This window comes from Echinicola soli (assembly GCF_006575665.1).
Classification (GTDB): Bacteria; Bacteroidota; Bacteroidia; order Cytophagales; family Cyclobacteriaceae; genus Echinicola; species Echinicola soli.
The window spans coordinates 548,258-570,367 of record NZ_CP041253.1 but is presented as its reverse complement, the minus strand read 5'-3'; the positions used below and the strand labels follow the sequence as shown (position 1 = coordinate 570,367).

Genomic DNA, 22,110 nt, shown 5'->3' with positions numbered 1-22,110 from the left:
CACTTTTTTTGAATGGGTATTTGGAAAAAAATAAACAACCTGCTATGTTTGCATCACGTTAAGCGAAAGGGCTAGCGAAAATAATAAAATTCCTCCTTAGCTCAGTTGGTTAGAGCATCTGACTGTTAATCAGAGGGTCCTTGGTTCGAGCCCAAGAGGAGGAGCTGAAAATCAGCCACTTACGATGAAAAATTGTAAGTGGTTTTTTTATTTGCAAAAAATTTGCAAAATATTGCCTCTATTCGAATCCTCATTTGCAAAATCAATTCTATCACCAGTTAATTGTCTAAAAATCAACAAGTAAAGACATGACAGACCATTAAACCTTTTTGAATTTACGGTCTTTGAACTTTCTTCTAGGATTAAAGCTAACCCCTTCGATTTTTTCAGTCTTATTACCCAATTTGATCCATTCTTCGATTTCCTGTCTAAAAAAATAAAGCTTGCCAGCCTTTTTATGGTAAGGGATCAGTCCCCTGGACACATAACTGTAGATGGTTTGCCTTTTCAATTCCAACAATTCACATATCCTGCTTAGGGTTAATACCTCTTCAGTCTGATTTTCTGAACAGCCATTTTCGTGGATTGCATTTAAAATCAGTTTGTTTTGCTTAATTAACTGGGATACTGCTTGAGGAAGATCTTCAAATTTTAATTCCATAGGTAATTGGTTTAAATTAGGGAATTCGATGCTAAGGATTTTTGTGAGTAATTATTCACCAGTATAACCGTAGTTGGGTGAAATATTTTTGGTAATTTAAAATTGAGAGTAATAAAATGATCACACTGAAATCAGAAGTGGGAACTAACCTAAATGAAGTTAACTATTAAATAGATATTCACGAGCAGGTAACTTTAATGGTATACTCACCAATTAAGCAACCTTTATCCTAAATAGATATGCTTTTAGGTATTGTAAGAAAACAATAGTAAAAGGCTTTATCCCAAAAGAGCCTTTTAAAGGGAATCAGCTTTTATTATCCTTCGATCCCTATATGAACCGGAGTGCTGGGCATTTTTCCATTTTTGATACCTAGAACAACTTCATCCCTTGGCACACCAAATTTATCACTTAAATAATGATAATGAGGTTGTCCATCATTCCAGCTCTCTTCTCCGGATAATGATTTATAAGTTATATAAAAGCAATGCCACTGGTCTTCCTTTTCAATAAATTTTGCAATTATTCTTTTTCGATGTTTTATGATGTTTTTCAATTGACCTTCACTTAATTCAGTCTCTCCAATAATATCAATATCTTTTTCATTTTCTCCTAATTCAATTACATAGGGTAAGTCAGTATATTTTATTCCTTTGGGTAATTGTTCGGAGGAATAATAACTAAACTTATACCCAAGATTTTCATATGCATAAAATATCAATTTCGTTAATGTAAAGGAGGTAAAAGAAACCCCTTTTAAAAGTTTTAACTGATCACGTTTCTTGTTCGTAGTTAAAAGATCAATTAAATTGCGAGCTAATTTATCTTCCATAATCATTTGAAAACGTTTTGTCCAATCTTGATGAGCCTCATATTGATAAATTTTATATCGATATTCAGGGGGGATTTTTTGCAATTTGTAGTCTTTAAAATCCATAGTTAGATAAAAACAAGATATTATACTACATTGCTTGAGATATTCTATTGGATTAACACATGTCACCTCTGGTGAAAAGAACATCCTATAAAAACTTTTTTTACCCTTGGTATTTTGGTGAATTTTAAGAACTCTCATGTATTTTTATGATAGTTGTCTATGAAACTTCATTTTAAGTACTTTAAAATATGATTATACGCTATTGTGCCAGTAAGGGTAAATAGCCGCAATGACCAGCCTGTCAAATAATTTTTGGCCGAAGTATCTTCTGTTTAGCTTATAGCAGAACTCGTCCAGATAGTTCTGAAGCTTCCTTTCAGAGACCATATGGTAGGTCCTCAGATAGCTTTTCAGGTTGCTGATGGCTATATGTGCCCATTTAAGGTTGAATTTTCCCTCTGCCGATGAGGATATTTCATGAACATGGACATCTACACAGTCCTCCAGATTGATATAAGTCGTGCTTTCATCGGTCTGCAATACGGCTTCTTTATCTATAAAGTCCCTTACCAGTTTTTCGGCCGTTTTGGCTTTCAGGTCATCGATCTTCTTCATTTTGAAATAACGGCAGCTTTTGTCCTTCCCGGTATCAAGGTCTTCCAAAATCGTGGATTCCGCCATGGTGGCCACTATGGCCTGTCTTTGGCTCCCCCTTCCTTTTTTAAGGGCCTGTTTTTCATCTGATTTGGTCGCTTTTTCCACAAAGGCTTCGTCATACTCCACCATATCCTCAAGCTGGTAAAGCCCGTCCCTTTTTCCCATTACTTCCCTGACCTTGTGGAGAAGCCCAAAGATGGTCGCATATCGGGAATGCCCCATCTGCCGCTGCAGTTCCAGGGCGCTGAAGCTCTTTTTGGTGGCAGATATAAAGGTGATGGCAAGCAGCCAGGTCCTCAAGGGAAGGTTGCTGTTTTCCATCACCGTGCCGTTTTTCAAGCTGGTGCGGAAATCACAGTGTTTGCACTGGAACATCTTTTTGTTGCACAGCCAATAATGTGCTGATCCTCCGCACTTTTTGCATATCACACCCTGCTGCTCACGCTGTTCGCGCAGATAGACCGCACAGCTGTCTTCATCGGGGAAACGTTCATAAAATTTCAGTATGTTCATAGCGTCAAAACCTTTTGTCCTGACACAAGTAACTGCCATTTGCCCACTTTATGAAACAGATGACACTAACTGTCACTTTATATTTATTTGCCTACTGGCATAAAGGCGTATAATCATACTTTAAAAATAGAAAAAATACAATTCCAATTGGTATAATTAAAGAGCCATCTTTATTCCTTAATGTGAATAATTCAAAAGAGTCCTTTATCGACATTATTTCACTCAATATCTCATTGACCAATTTAGCATTTAATTTCCTGTACTTTTAAGTACTTCCTACGTTCAGATCCCAAACTCTTCTCTAATTCCTTTTTCCCTTCTGATTTATCCCATTTTTTGAATAACTTAGGGTTTACTTATTTCAGGACTTAACCTTACATTTACGCCATGAATGACACTGCTATGCCGGAAAAAACCCACCACGGAAGAAATGTAAAGCGCTTTAGGGAAATGATGGGAATCAAACAAGAAGCTCTTGCCCACGAGCTGGGAGACGACTGGTCCCAAAAGAAAGTATCTCTGCTCGAGCAAAAGGAAATTATTGAAGATGACCTTCTTAAGCAAGTTGCAGAAGTGTTGAAAGTACCAGAAGAGGCCCTTAAAAATTTTAGTGAGGAAGCAGCAATAAATATTATTGCCAGTACACTTCATGACAATGCAGGTTCCATAAACAACAATTGTACCCTCAACTTCAACCCTATTGATATGCTTATTGAAGTATATGAGGAAAATAAGCGGTTATATGAGCGGCTTTTAGCCAGTGAAAAGGAGAAAAATGAGTTGTTGAAGGGAAAGAAGTAAGCGTTTTGAATATTTTGCTTAGAAGTACTCGACCCAGCTCATATACTAAATAAAGTTACGATGCTTTTATAGGGCTGTACGATTCTAATAAGGTTCGGAAGAAACCATTTCTAGTTCGGAAGAAATTGGATTGATGGCTGGAGAAAAATGGCTTTGTTTTATTATGAGGATGTTTTTTTGCCAGTTCTCTGAAATATTCCGGTTCGGAGAAAACCAACTAAAGTTCGGAGATAAAGAAAAATGAGTTCGGAGAAAACTGAGGTCAGATACCATCATTTTTAATTTTTAATGAAACTTATCTAATATCTCTGTCCATTATTTTTAGGCCTTTTAAAAATGAGATTAAACACCTCAAACCTTCCTCCTATTAGCCCTGCACAACTTGGGACACTTAGTGTCATTAACTATTAGGCTTAGTCTTATTTTATTAAATTGACCTATTATTTAAAAACAACTAAACTAAGACTTATGGGAAAAATTATTTTTGTAACTGGTGGGCAAGGAGAAGGGAAAAGCACTTTTATTGAACAGCATTACCTAGAAAAAGAAGGGCACTATATTTTTGACCTTGCAAAACTCAACGTGGAACTACATGGTGATTATGCTTCATTTTTATCAGATGAAGACAAACAAATGGTGGTATGGAATAAAGCAACGGGGGATTGCCTGGAGGCATTTATGGATGGAGCCAATATAGTGGTCGAATATTGCCTTGGTGCTGGCTATGATGAGGAAATCAAATCATGGATCGATCAATGTAAAAAGATGGAAATTGAAACCCGATGGGCTCAGGTCACCTGTAATACCGAAACCGCTAAAAAAAGGATAGAAAAGGCATGGGGTACCCCAGATTATTTTTCTTCCATTAACTATATGGAAGACACGGTAAAAGTCTTTACGGGAATTTTAGAATCCATCCAAATGACCAAAAATTTGGGGTATATGGATAACAAAAACCAATAAACTTGAACGATGCCATTTGAAGAAAAGCTGAATAAGTACCAAGGATGTTTGCTTGGTGGAGCGGTTGGTGATGCGCTAGGGGCTCCGATAGAATTTTTGTCCCAAGATCAATTGCTCCATCGATTTGGCCCTAAAGGGATTATGGACTATGTGGAATTTGGTGATGGCACCGGGGAGTTCACTGACGATACTCAGATGACATTGTTTACTGCTGAAGGACTTTTGAGAGCTAAGCATAGAGCCATGCTAAAAGGAATTGGAGGTGCTTTGCCCCAAATCACCTATCACTCCTACCTAAGGTGGCTGGAGACCCAGGGCTTTCCCCGTCAGGGCAACTCCATTAACTCAAAACAATTGGCCACTGGCTGGTTGGTCAAACGAAAGGAGCTTTATACCCGAAGAGCTCCGGGCAACACTTGTTTGATGGCCTTGGCAAGTGGAGAAACGGGAACTATTTCCAAGCCTGTCAATGACAGCAAAGGCTGTGGAACTATAATGCGCATGGCACCAGTGGGATTGGTATTTGCTGATAATGCAGCCCGAGCTTTTGATGAAGGATGTCACCTTTCAGCAATCACCCATGGCCATCCAAGTGGGTATTTGAGTGGAGTTTTTTTCGCTGCATTGATAGCATTTCTGGTACAAGGAAAGCCTTTATTGGAAAGCATCCAACTTTGTTTGGGAATTATGGTACAATGGGAAAACCATTCTGAAGTAAAACAAGCAGTCCAGATGGTGCTAAACCATCACAATCAAGGGATTTCAGGAGATTTAAAACCTACAGACATAGCAGAGCTGGGTGAAGGCTGGGTGGCAGAAGAAGCACTGGCTATGAGTCTGCTTTGCGGATTAAGGTATCCTGATAATTTTGAAAAGGGCGTACTTGCTGCTATTAATCACGGAGGAGATTCAGACAGTACTGGAGCCATTACGGGAAATATTCTAGGCCTGATTAATGGTGTGACAGGTATTCCTGAACATTGGAAACAAAAGTTAAAATATGCAGACATCATTTTGGATATGGGTGAAGACCTTACCATTGGCATAAAGGGCAATAGCCATAATGAAGATGAAGAATGGTGGGAAAGGTATCCGGGATATTGAAGATTAAAAAGATATACTCATTAAGATGACGAAAAAAACAGTTTATATAGACATGGACAATGTTCTGGTGGATTTTCCATCGGGAATAAAAAGAACAGATGAGGAGACAAGGGAAGCCTATGTGGACAGGATAGATGAAGTCCCCGGGATATTTTCCTTAATGGAACCTTACCCATTGGCCATTGAATCGGTAGAAATGCTGGCTGGCAAATACGATTTGTATATTCTCTCCACCGCTCTATGGCTTAACCCAAGTGCATGGATAGATAAGGTGAAGTGGGTACACAAGCATTTTGGAGAAGGGGAGGATGGATTGTTTTATAAAAGGCTGATTCTTTCCCATAACAAGCATCTTAATAAAGGTAATTATCTTATTGATGATCGTCCCAATAACGGGGCGAAGGATTTTGGAGGTGAATGGCTACATTTTGGGAGTGAAAGGTTTCCGGATTGGATAGCTGTGAGGGAATACTTACTTGGTAATGGGAAAGGTATATTATGAGAACATATAAAGATGCATTGAAAGAATCTTGCTCGACAATCGAGGAAGCAAGGGACCTTGTCTTTACAGCTTTGATCAATGTAGCGATGACCGGTGAATATAAAGATATCGATGAGCTGTTCGAGGAAGGGGATGTGGTGCGCTTTAGTACAGCACATTTTCTGAATAGCGAAGATAATAATATTCAGATGTTATTGGCTTTGGTTGGTCAACTTGAGCAAACCCATGATAGTTTATTAAATTTAAATGGGTTAGATCACGATAACAGCACACAATAGTTAATTTACCATGTATTTGAATTAATAAATTTTCTTGATAAGATGTTAGAAATTAATGCATTAGAAAACAAAGTAAGAAAAGAGTTTAAAAGGATTTGGCGATGTGCAGATTCAAAAAGTTGGGAACAGTTTAGAGACAACGGCCTCCTTACTATTAATTGGCTCGATCCAGAAAAGGATTATCGAAGAATGGATTTGAATAACCTCAGTAGTGGAGGAGACAGTATCAAGCCTTGGGTAAATAAATTAAAGAAAGGTGATTTGATTTTTATCATTAATAAAAATTATTATTACGGATTTGGTATTGCAGAATCAGAATACTCCACCAATGAGCATACACTTGTCCTTTCTAATAATAAAAAAAGACCAGCAATTAAATTTAAGTTTATTCATTGTTTGAAAGAACCGATAGAGCATAACTTTGATATTAGCCACCAAAGACCTACAACTTTTACGCCTATTGACCAATTCAAATTTAGCTTAAGTAAAATTCTAAGTTTTCTAAATGAGAAATTTCCAGATGTTTATTCAAAACTGTCAGAAAGTGACATTTCAAATATGACGATAAAACAAAATGCAAAACCTTCTAATACAATTTTATTTGGTCCTCCAGGTACCGGTAAAACATATTCTACCACTGAAAAGGCCCTTCGATTAATTAATGATGATCAAGAGAGTAAGCTTGATTGGAATAACAGAAAAGTTATAAAAGACCAATTTATCAAAAGGCAAAAAGAAGGACGGATTGGTTTTACTACTTTCCACCAAAGCCTCTCCTATGAGGATTTTATTGAAGGCATAAAGCCAGATGTGAGCAAGAAAGGAGATGGGATAGAGTATGAAGTTCAGGATGGAATCTTTAAACAGATGGCTAAAGATGCATTAAAAAATTTAATTGGGGAGAATGAGATTAGAGAAAGGGAGAATGAAATACTCTCTTTCGACCAACTATACGAAAAATATTTGGCTTACCTCAGTGGTAAAATAGATGAATATGAGTTTGAGACAATTGGTGGAAGCAAAATAAAGTTGGTTAATGTAAACCTTGATAACAAAACCATTTATGTAAAATTTGAATGGTCAAATTCATCAACAAAGGAAGAAAAAGGAAAACATGAATTTACAGTTTCGAAATCAAAGATCAAGGATATGTTCGATGCTGATATAGACCCAAATGAAGTAAAGTCCATTAACCAAGATATATTGCCAAGTGTAAAATATAATGGGTCAGTTTTCTTTGCCGTTTACAAAAGTTTTTTCGAATTTTTAATTGACAATAAAATATCCTTTAAGGAGGTTGAAGCTGATCAGGATCGAGAAATAAAAGACTTACTTGAAATATGGTATCAATTTGAGGGTTCTAAGAAAAAAGAAAAAATTACAAATTGTGATCAATTTGTCTTGGTAATAGATGAGATCAACCGTGGTAATGTTTCTTCGATTTTTGGGGAGCTGATCACACTTTTGGAGCCAGACAAACGACTGGGGATGGCTGAAGAATTGGAAGTGATATTACCATATTCAAAAAAGTCGTTTGCTGTGCCGCCAAATCTCCATATTATCGGTACCATGAATACCGCTGATAGGTCTGTGGAAGCGTTGGATACGGCACTGCGGAGAAGGTTTTCATTTGAGGAAATGGATCCCAATCCAGATTTGATTAAGAAATATGGTAAGGAAAAAGTGGAGTACGTTAATTTGGTAGAAGTTCTTGAAACGATCAATGGAAGAATCGAAAGGCTTTTGGACAGGGATCATCTGATTGGTCATAGCTATTTTCTTGGTGTTGAGAAATTGGAAGACCTAATGGATGTTTTCCAGAATAAAATTATTCCATTGCTACAGGAGTATTTTTATAGGGATTATGTCAAGATCGGAATGGTGTTGGGTGAAGGGTTTGTGGAACCAAACTCCAAAAATATAGTACCCTATGCTAAATTTGAATACGAAGGCGACTATGATGATAGAAAAATTTATCAGATAGTGAAATTTGACTCTAAGGATTCTCAAATCAAGTTTAAAGGGGCTATTGAGCTTTTACTCGGTGAATAGATTAAAGGACAGACAAAAGTCAATTTCAGTGTACGAACATCAATTACTGAAAGTGGATGAGGATAGGTTTTGCCAGAAAAAACTAAAAGCACTTCAACAACATTACGGCTCAAAGGGGGTGAAATATTATTCCCTTGTTCATAATGGAGTAAAATTCAACGAACATGTTGGTGTCATTCAAGTTGGTGGCCTGACTATTGAGGTTTTACCGAAGGTAGATCAAGAGGGAGAAAAAAGTAATGCCAGTTGGAAAAAGGGTTTGATTGACATGCTCACAGAGGTAGGACACTTAAAGGTGGAAAGCAGCGAGTTTGCAGGCTTGAAAACATCGAATCATTCCCTGTTGGACCTTTATTTCGAGCTTTTTATTTTTGAAATGGAAAAGCTGCTCCACCAAGGTTTAACAAAGAAATATAGAAGGACTGAAGGGAATGTTAAAGCTCTAAAGGGAAGCCTGAATTTCACCAAACACATCCAAAAAAATTGTTTTCACAAAGAGCGGTTTTATGTCAACCACTCTGTGTATGACAAGGAGCATGATATTCATGCAGTTTTATATAAAGCACTATTATTGCTCCAAAAGATTAATTCCTTTTCAGGATTGCATAGTAGGATAGGTGCTTTGGTGTTGAATTTTCCGGAAATGCCGGATATCCGAGTTAGTTCTGCGTGGTTTGAAAGATTACGCCTTGACCGAAAAACACAAGCGTATCATAAAGCTTTACAAATAGCCAAAATGATCCTGCTTAATTACCATCCGGACATCCAAAGGGGAAACAATGATGTATTGGCCATTATGTTTGACATGAACCATCTTTGGGAGCAGTTTTTATTTGTGAGCTTGAGGAAGCATTTAGGTGTGGGATATACAGTGGAAAGAAAGAAGAAAAACGATTTCTGGGAAGTAAAGGGTAAATTCAAGTCACAATTAGAACCTGATATTATTATCAGGAAGAAATGCGAGTCTGATAAGGAAGAAATTGTCCATATACTGGATGCAAAATGGAAAAGAATAAAAAGTAATAAGCCCGATATACATGATTTACGTCAGATGTTTGCTTATCATCATTACTATAATGCAGAAAAGACAGCTTTGGTATATCCATTTTCCAAAGATCCGAAAATATCGCTTGGAGAATTTTCTTCATATAATTATGAGTGTTCTGTCCTTCAAATTCAATTATTAGACGAAGATGAGATTAGCGTGTCCGATTGGCAAAAGAGAATTGCAGAGGAGATTGGCAAGTGGATGGATGTAACCTTATTCCCCAAACAGTTCCAACAGCCCCTTAGTATCCAGTGACTTAAACAGCCCCTCTTCACTCTGGATCAGCCCAGCGGCCAATTCCTTCTTCTCATGCTGCATTTGCAGGATCTTTTCTTCAATAGTATCCTTACAGATCATGCGGTAGGCCATCACCTTTTTGTCCTGGCCAATGCGGTAACAGCGGTCGATGGCCTGTGACTCCACAGCCGGGTTCCACCAGGGATCAACCAGAAACACGTAATCCCCAGCGGTAAGATTCAGCCCGGAACCACCCGCTTTGAGGCTTAAAAGAAACACCCTTACCGAATTATCTTCCTGAAATTGCTTTACCGCTTTCTTTCTGGATGCCTCGGAGGTCTGACCATCCAGGTAAGAATAACAGACTCCTTCTTTTTCCAGTGCCTTACCAATAAGCTTCAACATACCCGTAAACTGGGAAAACACCAACAATTTATGATTGGCTGTCTTTTCGATAACCTGCTCCATTAATGCTTCCATCTTGGCAGAATTGCCCTCATAATTATAATGATCCGGTACCAAAACGGGGTGGTCACAAACCTGTCTCAACCGCATCAGGCCTTCCAAGATCTTAAGCTTAGAGTTGTTAAGCCCCTCTGTGGAGATTTTGTCTTCAAGTTCTCCTTTGTAATAATTCCGCAAGGACTCATAAGCCTTACGCTGTTGGGGTTCCATTTCACAGTACATGACCATTTCGGTTTTTTCCGGCAGGTCCTTGGCCACTTTTTCCTTGGTCCTTCTCAGGATAAAAGGCTTGACGGCCGTTTGCAGCGCTTCCATTCTTGGTGATTTGTCCACCCTTCCTTTTTGAAGAAATATTTTCCTGAAATTTGCCTCGGTCCCGAAAAATCCGGGGTTAACAAAATTCATCAGGGCGTATAAATCCACTACACTGTTTTCAACCGGGGTTCCTGAAAGGGCCAACCGATAACGGGCGTTGAGCAAGTTTATGGCCTTATATCGATCAGTGCTTGTATTTTTGATGGCCTGGGCTTCATCGGTGATCAGGTATTGGAATTCCATATTGCCAAAAAAACGGATATCTGATTTGACCGTATCGTAAGTGGTAATGACCAGATCAAACTGATGCAATCCTTCCTGCAGTTGTTGCCTTGAATGTCCATAATACTTGCAAATGGTCAGGTCAGGGGTGAATTTAGCCGCCTGTTCCTCCCAATTGTAAAGCAGGGATTTGGTGGCCACAATCAAACTGGGCTGTTTTTCGCCGTCCTCTTTGGTATGGAGCAATAAGGTAAGCACCTGCAGGGTCTTGCCCAAGCCCATGTCATCGGCCAGTATTCCGCCCCATTCTTCCTCCTGCAGGGCTTTCATCCAGTAAAACCCCGCTTTCTGGTATGGCCTTAATGTTGCCCTGACCATGGGCAGCTTTACTCCATCCTTTAAAACAGGGTTCTCCAACCGCTTTCTTTTGGCTTTGATCCAGTCGGTGATATCCTTGGGGGCATTTTTCCCATACAGCTTTTCAACCATGGGAAAGTGGAGCTTGGAAAGGCTCAGTTTCCCGTTCTTTTCCTGTCCTAGGGATAACATGCCCCTCAGTTTGTCCTGCCACTTCGAAGGAATTATCCCTTCTTTGCCACCCTTTAATTTGACCTTGCCGTCCTGTTTGATGATTGCGTTTCTCAATTGCTCAAAGTCCAAAAGATTATCGCCAAACCTTACCTGCAGACCAATATCAAACCAGCCCTTCTTAGCCTGGACATCCATTTGGATATCCGGGCTGTAGGGATGGTAACCAAACCCCTTGAGGCTGTCCAATCCTTCAACCGGAATATCGGCTTTTTTCAATATTGAAAAGGCCTCCAGGAACCAGTAATCCCTTATAAATTCATCCATAGAAACCATTGGGCGTTCTTCGGATGCTTGCTCTTTAAATGTAGGGTGCAGGCCATATATAAGTTTCTTAAAGGCTTTTTCCTCTTTTTTGTCCCTTATCTGGACTGTCCTATTGTCACCATCAAACAACAGCCATTGTGTACCTTTGGTAAGGATGTTCACAGGCTCTTTCCTTTCCAGGTATTTTATGTATGGGGTAAGCGTAATGCTGTTATTTGTTTGGGATACACACAACCATTTTCTTTCAGCGGTGAGTCGGTACGTTTGAATATATAAATTCTTTTCTACTTTGAATTTGAACTTGATCGGATAATGGGAGCAAAGCTCCGGTAAAACGCTTTTAATAAATTCTTCACAATAGGTCTTGTGGATGGTGAATATATCTTTATGGGTAATCCACTTCCATATTTTTACATCACGGAGGCAGGAAGCGGTATAGGTAAGGGGATCGTACTTATTTGGCCTGTAAAACATAGGAAAGTCATCTGGGAAGGATTGTTCTACTTCTTTGTATTTCCCGTTGTGGAGCATAAAGGCCTTTAACAAGAAACGGTCATCGATTTCTGTGAGCTCGAATGCTGGCTGGAATTTAGCCTCTGAAAATTCAATACTTGACATATCCGTTTTTCTGGGCCGGTTTTTGAACTGCTTTTTCCTGTAACAGAAATAGGAAAAAACGAACCGTTCCCGTTTCAGTAAATGGATTGCTTTTTCCCATAGCGTCCATATTTTCGACTCAAATATCTGTTCCTCCAAAAACGCTTTTTGAAACAACACCTTGTCAACGGGTTCTGATAATTCTTCCAGCCTTTCTGCAATTTTGAGCAGGGCAATTTGATTGTTGGACAGTTCGGATAATATGGGCGTTATCTGTTCGGTTTTAAAAGTGTTGAATGACCTTATGTTTTTCCCGTCCAAAGTCGTCCGTCCCAAGAATGGCTTTAGTATGGGATACCCTAAAAAGTGTTTGAGCGTAGGGATGCAAAAGCCAATGGTTTCCCAGCTTTCAAAGGATTTATCCACCCTATTCATGGTTTTATGGAAAGCTTTTATTTCACTGGGCAGGAAAACCTTTCCGACATGGTCTTCTGGCCGAATGGTGTTGTCCAAATACATGCCCGTTGCTTTCCAACTGAAATCAGCGGGATACTGCTTCGCCAAGGGATAGCGCTCATCGGTGAAGAAATCAAAAATTCTCTTTAGAATGCTATTTTCTTCCAGGTGTTTGAGTACCAGGAATTCATAAATGGACAGATGTTCCGGTGGAGCAACATCAGCATTGTCCTCCCTGAGGATGACCAGTCTTTTTGTGGAGACAATGAGGTTAACGTCCTTTCTTCCAGCGGCTAAATAAATACATGCCTCGATCGTTACGGAATCCAATGTCAGTTTTATATCGGGCCAAACATGTGGCATCTTCTTCCTTTTCAGAACTTTTCCGGTAATCTTGGTTCGGAGATCATCAAGGTTTAGCCTGTGATCATCGTAACTTAAAAGCAGTTCAAAATTTGAAAGACGTATAATGTCTGGTTTCATGGTAAAGCGGATTAAATATTGGAAAATTAAGATGAATAGGCTGTTCAGGAATTAATGGCTGTTTTATTGTCCTGTTCAGAATCCTGCATCAATGATTGCAGTTGTTTGATTTTTTCTTCATGCAGTTGTTGGAGGCTCTTGGCCAGTTCGGGTATGCGTTCAAAAATTACAGGGACATGTCCGGTATCAACCTTATAACCCGGATTGAACCTTGCTCCGGAAAAACTGGCACACAGGGATTTCAGGAGCTCTTCTGGTTTATATTCTTCATTGATAAATAGTTCAGATAACGTTGAGGTGAAATTCCCACATAGGGCAAGTAGATAGGAAAGCGATCTGAATTTGGGAATATAGCCCATGTAGGTGTAAATGATGCCTAGTGCCAGCTGTTCAACCCCAAGATGAAGAAGGAACATCGACACCTCTGGACATTCCCTGCCGGAACACTCTACTGCCTGGAAATAATATGAAGCCCTGTTATATCTGGTCTGCCAATGGGTAATGATGGACTGCTGGACATGCTGATAATCCGGTGGAGAAACCTTAAAACCATTCCCATCCTGTTTCCCATAAAATAGATGGCCGTTTTGGATGATGGTATTGAAGAACCTGGATTGTTTCTTCAGGGAATCATCCACTTCTCTTTTAAGATGGATAATGGCAAATATGCCTGTGCCAGACGCTTGCGCTTCCAAAAAAAAATCCTGAATGGGGGAAGGATCCGGTTCATTTGTAATAATCAGGAGATCATACCTTGATTCGATGGAGGAGCTTGAAAACATGAACGGGCTGAACCCTTGGCCTTCTCGGGTCTGAATGCCGAAACAATAGACATGTTCGATATCAAATTTATCGACCAGGTTTTCCAGAAATGTTCTGATTTCTTTGTTCAGCCCGGGCTTGATCAGGGCTTTTCGGTCTTCATTGTTCATAACAGTAGTTTTTGTGGTAGTTGAATTCATAGGAGCAGGAGTGAAGGCATCAATGGCGGCTTTATAGGAACTGGGGACCTGAAACAGCCTACTGATAAATATCTCCATTAGCTCAGGCATATAGGCGATATCATCTTTTGCAATGGTGAAGTTGGAACAGTATCTGGCACCCAAATAGGCTTTTTCCAGTAAGGGAATGGGGGAAATGGCATTATGGCCTTCATTCAGCAAAATGTTGGAAAGGGCAGGGGCATAATATTCAGCAGAGAGGATATGGCTGGAAAGCCTATGGCTCCGTTTGGCCTTTCCCAGGGCAAATACCTCAGCAGCATGAAAACCCAGCTCAATGGCCTGGTGGAACATAAAAGCAGCGGTGGCATAATCATTTTTTTTCCAATAGTCCAAAGCTCCTCGCTGGAAGGATACTGCTTTTTGTGCAAATAAGTTGAATTGCGAAATGGAGGCTTCATACCTGCTTTCCAAAAACTTTGTTGAAACTGTCTGAAAGGGAAGGGGGATTTCGGGAGAAACCAGTCTTTTTCTTGATAGGTGCAACAGGTGGAATAGGCCATCCCTTTTCATACCTGCCTTCAAACCTTGGTAATGGCAAAAAGCAAGATTGGCCAGCCATAGTGGAAAGCGTCCAGTAGCAATGATTTTTTCCCTTGCCCTTCTGATGGACAGGGTGCCTCCATTGGGAAGTGCTATCAATAGAAAAGAAGGAAACTGCTTGCCGTCAAAAGGAATAAGATCAACCCAGAAAAGCACCTTTGCCTCTACACATTGCTGAATTTCGCAAAGATCGTACTTGGTGATTTTATAGGTTTTATATTTCTCCATAATCCCGCTGTTTTACCAGCAAGGAAGAAGTAGGAGCAATTCTATCCTATTCGGGAGGAGGATAGGTTATTCAATGAAAGGGATATTTTATGTGAATCTTTCAGGTGAAAGAATGGCCATTGGCTGAAAGAGCGATGGTGAAAAGATCAAGTTTTTTTAGAGATTGGATTTGTGAGGTATCCAAAATGCGCCAACTAATTCTTAATATTTATCCATTTATTGTCTTGTGCCAAAACAAAAATCCGCCTTCGAAGGATTTTGTTCCTGAGGTGTAACGGGAACTGCAAGATGGGAATGACGTCAGACATTCCTACATCTTGCTCATCGCCAGAACGCGATGCACCACTTGCATAAATATCTACTATTCATGGTAAAATGAGGGGACCAACGCTGATCCAGATTACAAATCTGGATCCACAAATTTCGGGCATTTGCAATGCCCACATCATATTTCGATATGGAGCCATCAAACTAATTCAGTTTTTCAAACTTGGATTTCTCATACCATTTCAAGTTTTCAAAATCACCCCCCCCCCCACTATCAATATCTCGGTCAGAGCACCAACCTAAAAAATTAACCATTTAACCGATAAAACAATTACACATCTTCTACATCAAAGTAGTACCAAAGCTAGGGCAAAGCTACATCAAAGCTGGGGTAAAGCAGGGGATACTCTACCCCTTCGGTAAATACCATATAAGAAAAGTACAATTTTGCAATAAACTATATCCTAAAACAATATTTGCTATCATCCAATTTCTCTCCATTGTTGTTCTATAGAATTTTTATGGGTTGTGACCACACTAATCCATTCACTCCTCTTGGATGCCGCATAATAACGGGAAGGAATAAAGGTCAAGGGTGCTGACGACAGGAAGTATTCACCCTGCCCTTGACCGTATTCCTGACCGGAATACCTTTGCAGAAAGGTGGAGTGGATACCGATGGAAAAGTCGCTAACTACACTAGCTTTCATCACTGGATATTTCTGCCTTACCCTGCAATCTCCTGCCCCCTTTTATCTATAACCTAGTCAGTCTATTCACGTGATCGACTACTTCAAATTCCCCGACTATGAAAATGATTTTCCTTCCTTCAAAAGGCTGCGAGTCCCGAGCACCATTCCCTCGACTTTGGAGGCTGAAAAGATGGTTTTGTATACAAAACTACATCTTGCTAAGACAACAAAATTATTCAAGCCAATTAATGAAAAATCAATTGCCTTTGATTAGGCAAATTCTTCACCATAAGAAGTTACTTAAAGATAGTTGCACTTGTTACAAACCAAATGAAAACCATCAATTGAAAAATCACAGACTTAAATTTTCAATTACATTTGGTATCAAGCCTTTTGTAAAGTCAATAACAATTGAAGCGGCTTCTTTTGAGCCAAGGTCTACAAGCTGATTAATAAACTGTCTCCAAATGGGAGCTTGAGTCGTATTTTCTTCAGGGGTATTTGATAGCCCTATTAGGCTATTTAGTAGCTCTCTTTTTTGATCTTCAGACTGAAAATTTTTAAATATTATTTCTATCAGTTCTTGTTCCGTTTTTGAATAGATTTTATCCGAGTTTTGAATAAACGACTCGGGATTTAAATAAAAATTATCACCAAAATGATGTCCAACGCCAGAAATACTTCCGTTAAATACTATTTTGCTCATGATTCTAAATAATAATTATCACCAAAATGGTGGTTATTTCCATTCACCTCTCCTTGAAATATAAAAATGTTGATAATTGTTACATTTTTTTCTTTTTCAAAACCTAAACTACACCTTTTAATTGGGCTATATCCCTTAAACTTATTCATTGCGGTTTCAACAGTTTCTTTCAATGAATAAAGGGTTTTCTGGTCAAGTTCTGGCTCGATTCTATATGGTCTTGCCATAATTAATGATTCACTACTATCATGATCAATAATTGATGAACTTGTAAACAGAAATTTCTCTAAAGGCTCAACTTCTTCTTGGCCCTGCCACCAATAATCCTTCAAAGAAGACCAGTTTTGTTTAAAATGTAAGTCTCGAGAAAGTTCACTGGAAATAAACGAATCCCTCCAGTTTGTTTCTCCAAATCCATTTCCAAGAACGTCATAGGTGTCTTTAAGCAAGGAACTGGATAAAATTGACTCCCTACTAAAATAGCCATTTGTTTTTATTGTGTTATTTGATCTAGTGTGTGATATATATCCATCGAATAAAATATTACCGGTCTTGCCGAATAAATAATTGTTCGTGGAATTGTCATCAATTAGATTGCCTTCGGTTGGTAATGAACGGTATTGTCCAATTTGTGAAATAGCTCCAGAAGAAGGATACTTGATGTGAGTATCAAACATAGAGCTGCTTTTAAAAGATTCTGCCCTCACAGAATTACTTAATAATGCTTCGTAAGAGGATTCATTTTGAGAAACACCCCCATCTGACAGTATAATATAAGGGTTGCAAAGAACCGAGTTGTATGAAGAAGTGTCAGCAATTCCATTACCTATAATTGATGTTGGATAATATTGTTCAGTTTGTAAAATACCTTCAGAGGTAGGATACTTGGTGTAGGTGTCAAATACTGAGCTGTTTACAAAAGATTCTGTCCTTGTAGCACTACTTAAAAATACTTCAAAGCCAGATTCATTTTGAGAAATGCCCTCATATGACAGTGTACTAGAAGATCTTCCACAAACAGAGTTGTATGGAGAGAATTCAGCAATAATACTTCCTCTAATTGATGATGGATCATATTGTTCAGTTGGTGAAATAACCCCTGTAGAAAAATACTTACAAGGTATTTCAATATTTGAGCTGTTAGTAAAAGATTCTGCCCTAAAAATACTACTTGACCTAGCTAAATAGTCTGGTTCATTTGGGAAATGGGTTTTATCAAAATTAGCATTATAGTTTCCACCAATTAATAAGCTATCAAAACTGAGAGCCTGGACATCACTATAAACACCACTTCTAATAGTTGGTTTTTCCGGATCTGGCAAAGAACACATTCTATCTAGGAGACTTTCAATGGGTTTCCTTAAAAACCTCTCAGTCAAATGCAAATTTCTTTCATTGCTTGCGTGATGTTCATCATTAAATTCATTTTCCATAGGCAAATTATTTTAGTCCAAACCATTTTGAAATAAATTATTCTTATAGGAACGAAATTTTGATTAAGGAAGTTCAAGGAAGGTTATTGTATTTTAAATCCACCTTAAATTATTCGAAATAAGTACCTATTGTTCATCCTCTAATTGCAAAATAAAAACTGTTAATCGCAACATGTTCAATTTATCCCAAAAGGCATTCGAGGTTTTAAATACTAGAAACCAAGTAAAATAATTTGATAGATACGCTATTATTCATCCATCCATCCTAACACCTTTAGGATGCAGGCATATTGTTCAATCAAAATCCATCATCCCATCAATTAATTTCTGGTCACTTTCTTCATCCATAATACTATCAATATATGACTTTGTTGTTCGTATATCGGAATGTCCCAGAGATTCACCAACATATTCAATGGAGGCATTTTTCCTGATGGCCATGGTTGCAAAACTGTGTCTGGCCCAGTAGGTACTTATTTCCTCTTCGAACCCTGAATGATTGGCAAACCGCTTCATATGCTGGTTGATCAACCTCGTGAAATTTTGCTTGGCTTTGAACTTTTCTTCTTCGTTCATGGAATGGTTTAGTACAGGAAAAACATAATCCTCTTTGCCTTTTTGGTCACTTCCATATTTGTTGATCACATGCTTAGAGAATGTAGAAAGTGGAACACGGATAACTATTTGGTCATCGGTAGTATCCTTGGTCTTTTCCCGGATAAATTCCAGATGTTTGGGTTTGACTTGGCTCCATTTAAGATACAAGATATCCTTCATATTCATCCCTTTGCACAGATAGGAAAAGAACCAAAAGTCTTTGGCTTTTTCTTGGAACTCGTTCTCAGGCGGTGTCTCAAATAGGATCTTTAGACCATCCTTATTGATGGCCTTTTTCTTGTTTCTGCCTTTTGGGATGCTATACCCATCTTTTCCGAATGGATAATTAGATGGTTTTGCCATATTGAAAAGATGCCTTAGTGGCCTGAGATAAATGCCGACAGTTGATCTTGAATTTCCTTTATCGATCATCCATTGTTCATAGCGTTTTAGAAACCTTGGTGTAACTTCAGAAAAGTACAATCGCTTTGGCACACGTGACTTGGTCTCGGATAAAAATTGCTTTATGGATTTTAAGCTGCAGTTATAATTGGACTTGGTGCCAATCTTATTCTGGGCGTCCAGTTCCTCAATTTTCATTTTATATTGATAAAAGGCATCCTGAGATTCCCCTTTAGGCTTAAACAGTTTTTCTTCAAAAATATCAAAGGTAAAATCATCAATGTCCTGAGCAATCCCCTTGTATTCTAATAAAAGGGCTTCCACTTCTTCCCTTATCTCTCGTTCCCTTCTTTTGGGCTTAGAGGATTCAAAAACCTTCTTATAGGTCGATAAATCCATATCGTATCCAGTGCCATAGTACCTGTTTTTTTGGGTAGTGGTATTATAGATTCGAATTTTTAAAGGGTATAACCCATTGGATTTTTTTCGTCTAATATCTAAATCCAGTGACAAAATAACCTGCTTTTCTGACTTAACTCTCTTACTATCTGTCATATATGTTTTAAAATTTGCAAAATATTTGCAAAATATTTGCAAAATTAAGTACTTAAATAAGTAAATCGACTAGTGATTTAATTTGTTTAAATAACTGTAATACAATGATTTAAAAATAAACAATAAATATAAAAGATGCCAAAATCAGACTGTTAATCAGAGGGTCCTTGGTTCGAGCCCAAGAGGAGGAGCTGAAAGCCTTGCAGGAATGCAGGGCTTTTTTTATTTTGATTGCATGTGCCACTATTTTTTATACATTCTTTATTCGCCGGGATTGGACAAGTACTATATCGGTCAAACCGGTAATGTAGGAAGCAGGTTGGCTTACCATAATGAGATATCTTTGAATAGGCTTTGGACCTGTCGGGGTATTCCATGGGAGTTAAAGTCGCAGATTCCGTTTTCATCGAGGTCTATGGCTGTAAAAGCGGAGAGGTATCTTAATAAACCTGAGTTCGACTCATAATTAGCATCAAAACCGTCATAGCGAGGAGCTTGCGACATGGCAATCTCGTTTTCAGATACAGGATCGCTTCACTCCGTTCGCGATGACGGTTTTTCCTACGTTGCGAGCTGCCGCGGCTTCCTCCTCTCAAATCCTCCTTTAAGCTCTGTTTGGCACCAGGCAAGCCTGTTTGGCACCAGGCAAGCCAAAGGCAGGCTCGCATGACGGTTTTATAATCGAACTGAGGTTAAAAGGGACCGAGCAATGTTTCTGGGGGATGAGTGATTTCTAGGTGGCTATGGTAAGCATATTTCTCTTTAATTTAGCAATAGGAATGCGTGCTCCAGCATAAAAAAATCAGCGCAAATCTTATTAATCTGTGCCATCTGTGTGCTATCGGAACCAACCCTAATCCCCCCAACTTTTCCGCTTGCCCCATAAATTCACCTATTTGTGCCCTGTCTAAGGTTGCTGGTCATATCCGTGATAGAGATAGATAGCTCCATAAGACCAGTGGGGTCCTTGCTGACTTGGAAAATTATAACGGTCCATCATTAAGGCTACGTATTTGAAAGGGTAACCATCGGGCAGTTGAATGACATTGGGCCAAACCCTTGTCCCGGATGTTTCGTCCCATGGTGGCAGGTCCATTGTCAAATGACCCGCCTCTTTCAGGTCAGGGTAAGTATAAACATAGATTTTCCGTTCAGAACTGCCAGAAAAGCAATAGCGTTTATTTCCGATTTTTTGGATGGAAGTTCCAGTGGAATTGTGTTGAACAGGACCGGAAATCTGCTTATAATCCTTATCCCAGTATTCAGATTCCAATACGATGGCTTTGTACCCATCATGGTTTTTGCACGCAAGCATACGCCACTTTTTTGCTTTGGCATCAAAAAGAATGTGTGGGTCTTCAATGTCCCCGACCATCCCAAATGGAGTAGCTTTCATAATTGAAAAACCAAAACGAGGGTCTTTTTTACTTTCTATGGCCAACAGTTGCTTTTTCTCTTTGCCGGGATTGGCATAGGCACTAAAACCGGTAGTTAGACCTCTCCAAATTTCACGGTTTCTATCATAAAAAAGGTGAGAGGCGATTTCATTACGAAGGAGCCCGTCATTCCGGTCAAAAACAATTATTCCTTCCAATTTGACATCAAAAACACTGGGGTCCATGCTGAACACCCCTTGGACGTGATGGGGCAGGGCACGTCCACGAATGGACATGGTGTACCAAAGTCTTCCCTGGTCCAGCATAGGGGCACCATTTTCATAAGTGATCCCCCTGATATCAGCCAGGCCCATTCCCGTACTTAGCGTCATATCAATTTTCCTGATCATGACTTTACCGTCATACAGGCGGGCATATAGTTGTGATTGGAAATTTTGCAGAATGTTTTTTTGACGCAAATCAAGGTAATTGTTGAAATCACTTTGGCCTATGGCCCTGGGGAGTCCTTTGTCTTGAATAAACACGGTAAGTCCACTACCTAGCATTTGTAGAATGATTTTTCCCTTGATTTTTTCTTCTTTTTCTGCGTTTACGGTTATTGATTCATCAGTGATTAACTCGCCATCGGTAATTACACGTAACCTGACTCCGGTGAGTAGGGAGTCTTCAAAGCCTATTATGACAAAAAACTGCTTCCTGTCGTCCGCATCAGAAAATTCAAATCCGAGCTCACCCGTGCCTTTGGCCTCTTCTATGTCCATTGTATAGGTGGCAAAAGGATTGAATCCCCCAAACCAGATCCCTGTTTCCGTTTCCTTATCGGATTGGATGCTCAAGTGCTCTTCACCGATACTTACCTCAGCATGTGTCTCCGTATAATGTGTGATGGGATACATAGAAGAAAAACCAACGGTTTTGCCAGGATCAAAAGTGGCAAGTTGGATGGATTGGTTTTTATCAAAGGTCATCCTCTGTGCACCTTGCCGTACAAAGGTGATTTTATCTGGAGAGGATTGGCCAAAAGAAAATGAACATATGAAGGACAGGGAAATAATGAAATAAATTAATCTGGGCATTGATCATTAGGTTGCGTTGCACAGCAAATTAACATAATAATCTTTAAAGTTTATGAGGTAGTTGTTTTCAGTTGCCTAGATACACGAGAATGAAGCTGCTACGTCAATGGTTTAATTTACGGCTTGC

At 39.1% G+C, this 22,110-nt stretch carries 18 protein-coding genes and 1 tRNA gene; 9 read left to right on the top strand and 10 right to left on the bottom strand.

Features of this window, described 5'->3' with window-relative positions:
- Positions 1-90 precede the first annotated feature (90 nt).
- Positions 91-164, top strand: a tRNA-Asn gene (locus tag FKX85_RS02450).
- A 155-nt stretch (positions 165-319) separates the two neighbouring features.
- Here FKX85_RS02450 and FKX85_RS02445 read toward each other — a convergent pair.
- From FKX85_RS02445 to FKX85_RS02435, 3 genes are all read right to left on the bottom strand, one after another.
- On the bottom strand, positions 320-661 hold the full coding sequence (locus tag FKX85_RS02445) for a helix-turn-helix domain-containing protein (RefSeq protein ID WP_141613219.1): 342 nt from the start codon (positions 659-661) through the stop codon (positions 320-322).
- Between the two features lie 316 nt (positions 662-977).
- Entirely contained in the window at positions 978-1,598 is a 621-nt protein-coding gene (locus FKX85_RS02440; RefSeq protein WP_141613218.1) for a hypothetical protein, read from the bottom strand.
- A 192-nt stretch (positions 1,599-1,790) separates the two neighbouring features.
- Positions 1,791-2,708, bottom strand: a complete 918-nt coding sequence (locus FKX85_RS02435) for an IS1595 family transposase (RefSeq protein ID WP_141613217.1) — start codon at positions 2,706-2,708, stop codon at positions 1,791-1,793.
- Positions 2,709-3,095: 387 nt separating this feature from the next.
- Here FKX85_RS02435 and FKX85_RS02430 point away from each other — a divergent pair, with 387 nt between their 5' ends.
- From FKX85_RS02430 to FKX85_RS02400, 7 genes are all read left to right on the top strand, one after another.
- Entirely contained in the window at positions 3,096-3,509 is a 414-nt protein-coding gene (locus FKX85_RS02430) for a helix-turn-helix domain-containing protein (RefSeq protein WP_229239739.1), read from the top strand.
- A 468-nt stretch (positions 3,510-3,977) separates the two neighbouring features.
- A complete protein-coding gene (locus FKX85_RS02425) occupies positions 3,978-4,472 on the top strand; it encodes a DEAD/DEAH box helicase family protein (protein WP_141613216.1) in 495 nt (164 codons plus the stop codon).
- 9 nt (positions 4,473-4,481) lie between these two features.
- On the top strand, positions 4,482-5,576 hold the full coding sequence (locus FKX85_RS02420; RefSeq protein WP_141613215.1) for an ADP-ribosylglycohydrolase family protein: 1,095 nt from the start codon (positions 4,482-4,484) through the stop codon (positions 5,574-5,576).
- Between the two features lie 25 nt (positions 5,577-5,601).
- Positions 5,602-6,078: a 5' nucleotidase, NT5C type gene (locus tag FKX85_RS02415; RefSeq protein ID WP_141613214.1), complete on the top strand. Its 477-nt coding sequence runs from the start codon at positions 5,602-5,604 to the stop codon at positions 6,076-6,078.
- Positions 6,075-6,356: a hypothetical protein gene (locus FKX85_RS02410; protein ID WP_141613213.1), complete on the top strand. Its 282-nt coding sequence runs from the start codon at positions 6,075-6,077 to the stop codon at positions 6,354-6,356. Before FKX85_RS02415 ends, FKX85_RS02410 begins: the two co-directional genes overlap by 4 nt.
- Positions 6,357-6,398: 42 nt before the next feature.
- Positions 6,399-8,408 (top strand): McrB family protein, encoded by a 2,010-nt coding sequence (locus FKX85_RS02405; protein WP_210416901.1) that lies wholly within the window; start codon positions 6,399-6,401, stop codon positions 8,406-8,408.
- Positions 8,401-9,711, top strand: coding sequence for an McrC family protein (locus FKX85_RS02400; RefSeq protein ID WP_229239738.1), 1,311 nt, complete (start codon positions 8,401-8,403; stop codon positions 9,709-9,711). The genes FKX85_RS02405 and FKX85_RS02400 overlap by 8 nt, the downstream gene beginning before the upstream one ends.
- Here FKX85_RS02400 and FKX85_RS02395 read toward each other — a convergent pair.
- From FKX85_RS02395 to FKX85_RS02370, 6 genes are all read right to left on the bottom strand, one after another.
- Positions 9,670-13,086, bottom strand: coding sequence for a DEAD/DEAH box helicase (locus FKX85_RS02395; RefSeq protein ID WP_141613212.1), 3,417 nt, complete (start codon positions 13,084-13,086; stop codon positions 9,670-9,672). The genes FKX85_RS02400 and FKX85_RS02395 overlap by 42 nt on opposite strands.
- A 44-nt stretch (positions 13,087-13,130) precedes the next feature.
- Positions 13,131-14,858: a HEPN domain-containing protein gene (locus tag FKX85_RS02390; RefSeq protein ID WP_141613211.1), complete on the bottom strand. Its 1,728-nt coding sequence runs from the start codon at positions 14,856-14,858 to the stop codon at positions 13,131-13,133.
- Positions 14,859-15,607: 749 nt separating this feature from the next.
- Entirely contained in the window at positions 15,608-15,835 is a 228-nt protein-coding gene (locus tag FKX85_RS02385) for a hypothetical protein (protein WP_141613210.1), read from the bottom strand.
- Positions 15,836-16,169: 334 nt separating this feature from the next.
- The gene (locus tag FKX85_RS02380) at positions 16,170-16,523 is read right to left on the bottom strand and encodes a hypothetical protein (RefSeq protein ID WP_141613209.1); all 354 of its coding nucleotides are present in this window, start codon (positions 16,521-16,523) and stop codon (positions 16,170-16,172) included.
- Entirely contained in the window at positions 16,520-17,956 is a 1,437-nt protein-coding gene (locus tag FKX85_RS02375; protein ID WP_141613208.1) for a hypothetical protein, read from the bottom strand. The genes FKX85_RS02380 and FKX85_RS02375 overlap by 4 nt, the downstream gene beginning before the upstream one ends.
- Positions 17,957-18,250: 294 nt before the next feature.
- On the bottom strand, positions 18,251-19,510 hold the full coding sequence (locus FKX85_RS02370) for a tyrosine-type recombinase/integrase (protein WP_141613207.1): 1,260 nt from the start codon (positions 19,508-19,510) through the stop codon (positions 18,251-18,253).
- 208 nt (positions 19,511-19,718) lie between these two features.
- Here FKX85_RS02370 and FKX85_RS02365 point away from each other — a divergent pair, with 208 nt between their 5' ends.
- The gene (locus FKX85_RS02365) at positions 19,719-19,976 is read left to right on the top strand and encodes a GIY-YIG nuclease family protein (protein WP_141613206.1); all 258 of its coding nucleotides are present in this window, start codon (positions 19,719-19,721) and stop codon (positions 19,974-19,976) included.
- A gap of 441 nt (positions 19,977-20,417) precedes the next feature.
- Here the strand turns inward: FKX85_RS02365 and FKX85_RS02360 are convergent, their stop codons facing one another.
- Positions 20,418-21,983 (bottom strand): hypothetical protein, encoded by a 1,566-nt coding sequence (locus tag FKX85_RS02360; RefSeq protein ID WP_141613205.1) that lies wholly within the window; start codon positions 21,981-21,983, stop codon positions 20,418-20,420.
- Positions 21,984-22,110 lie beyond the last annotated feature (127 nt).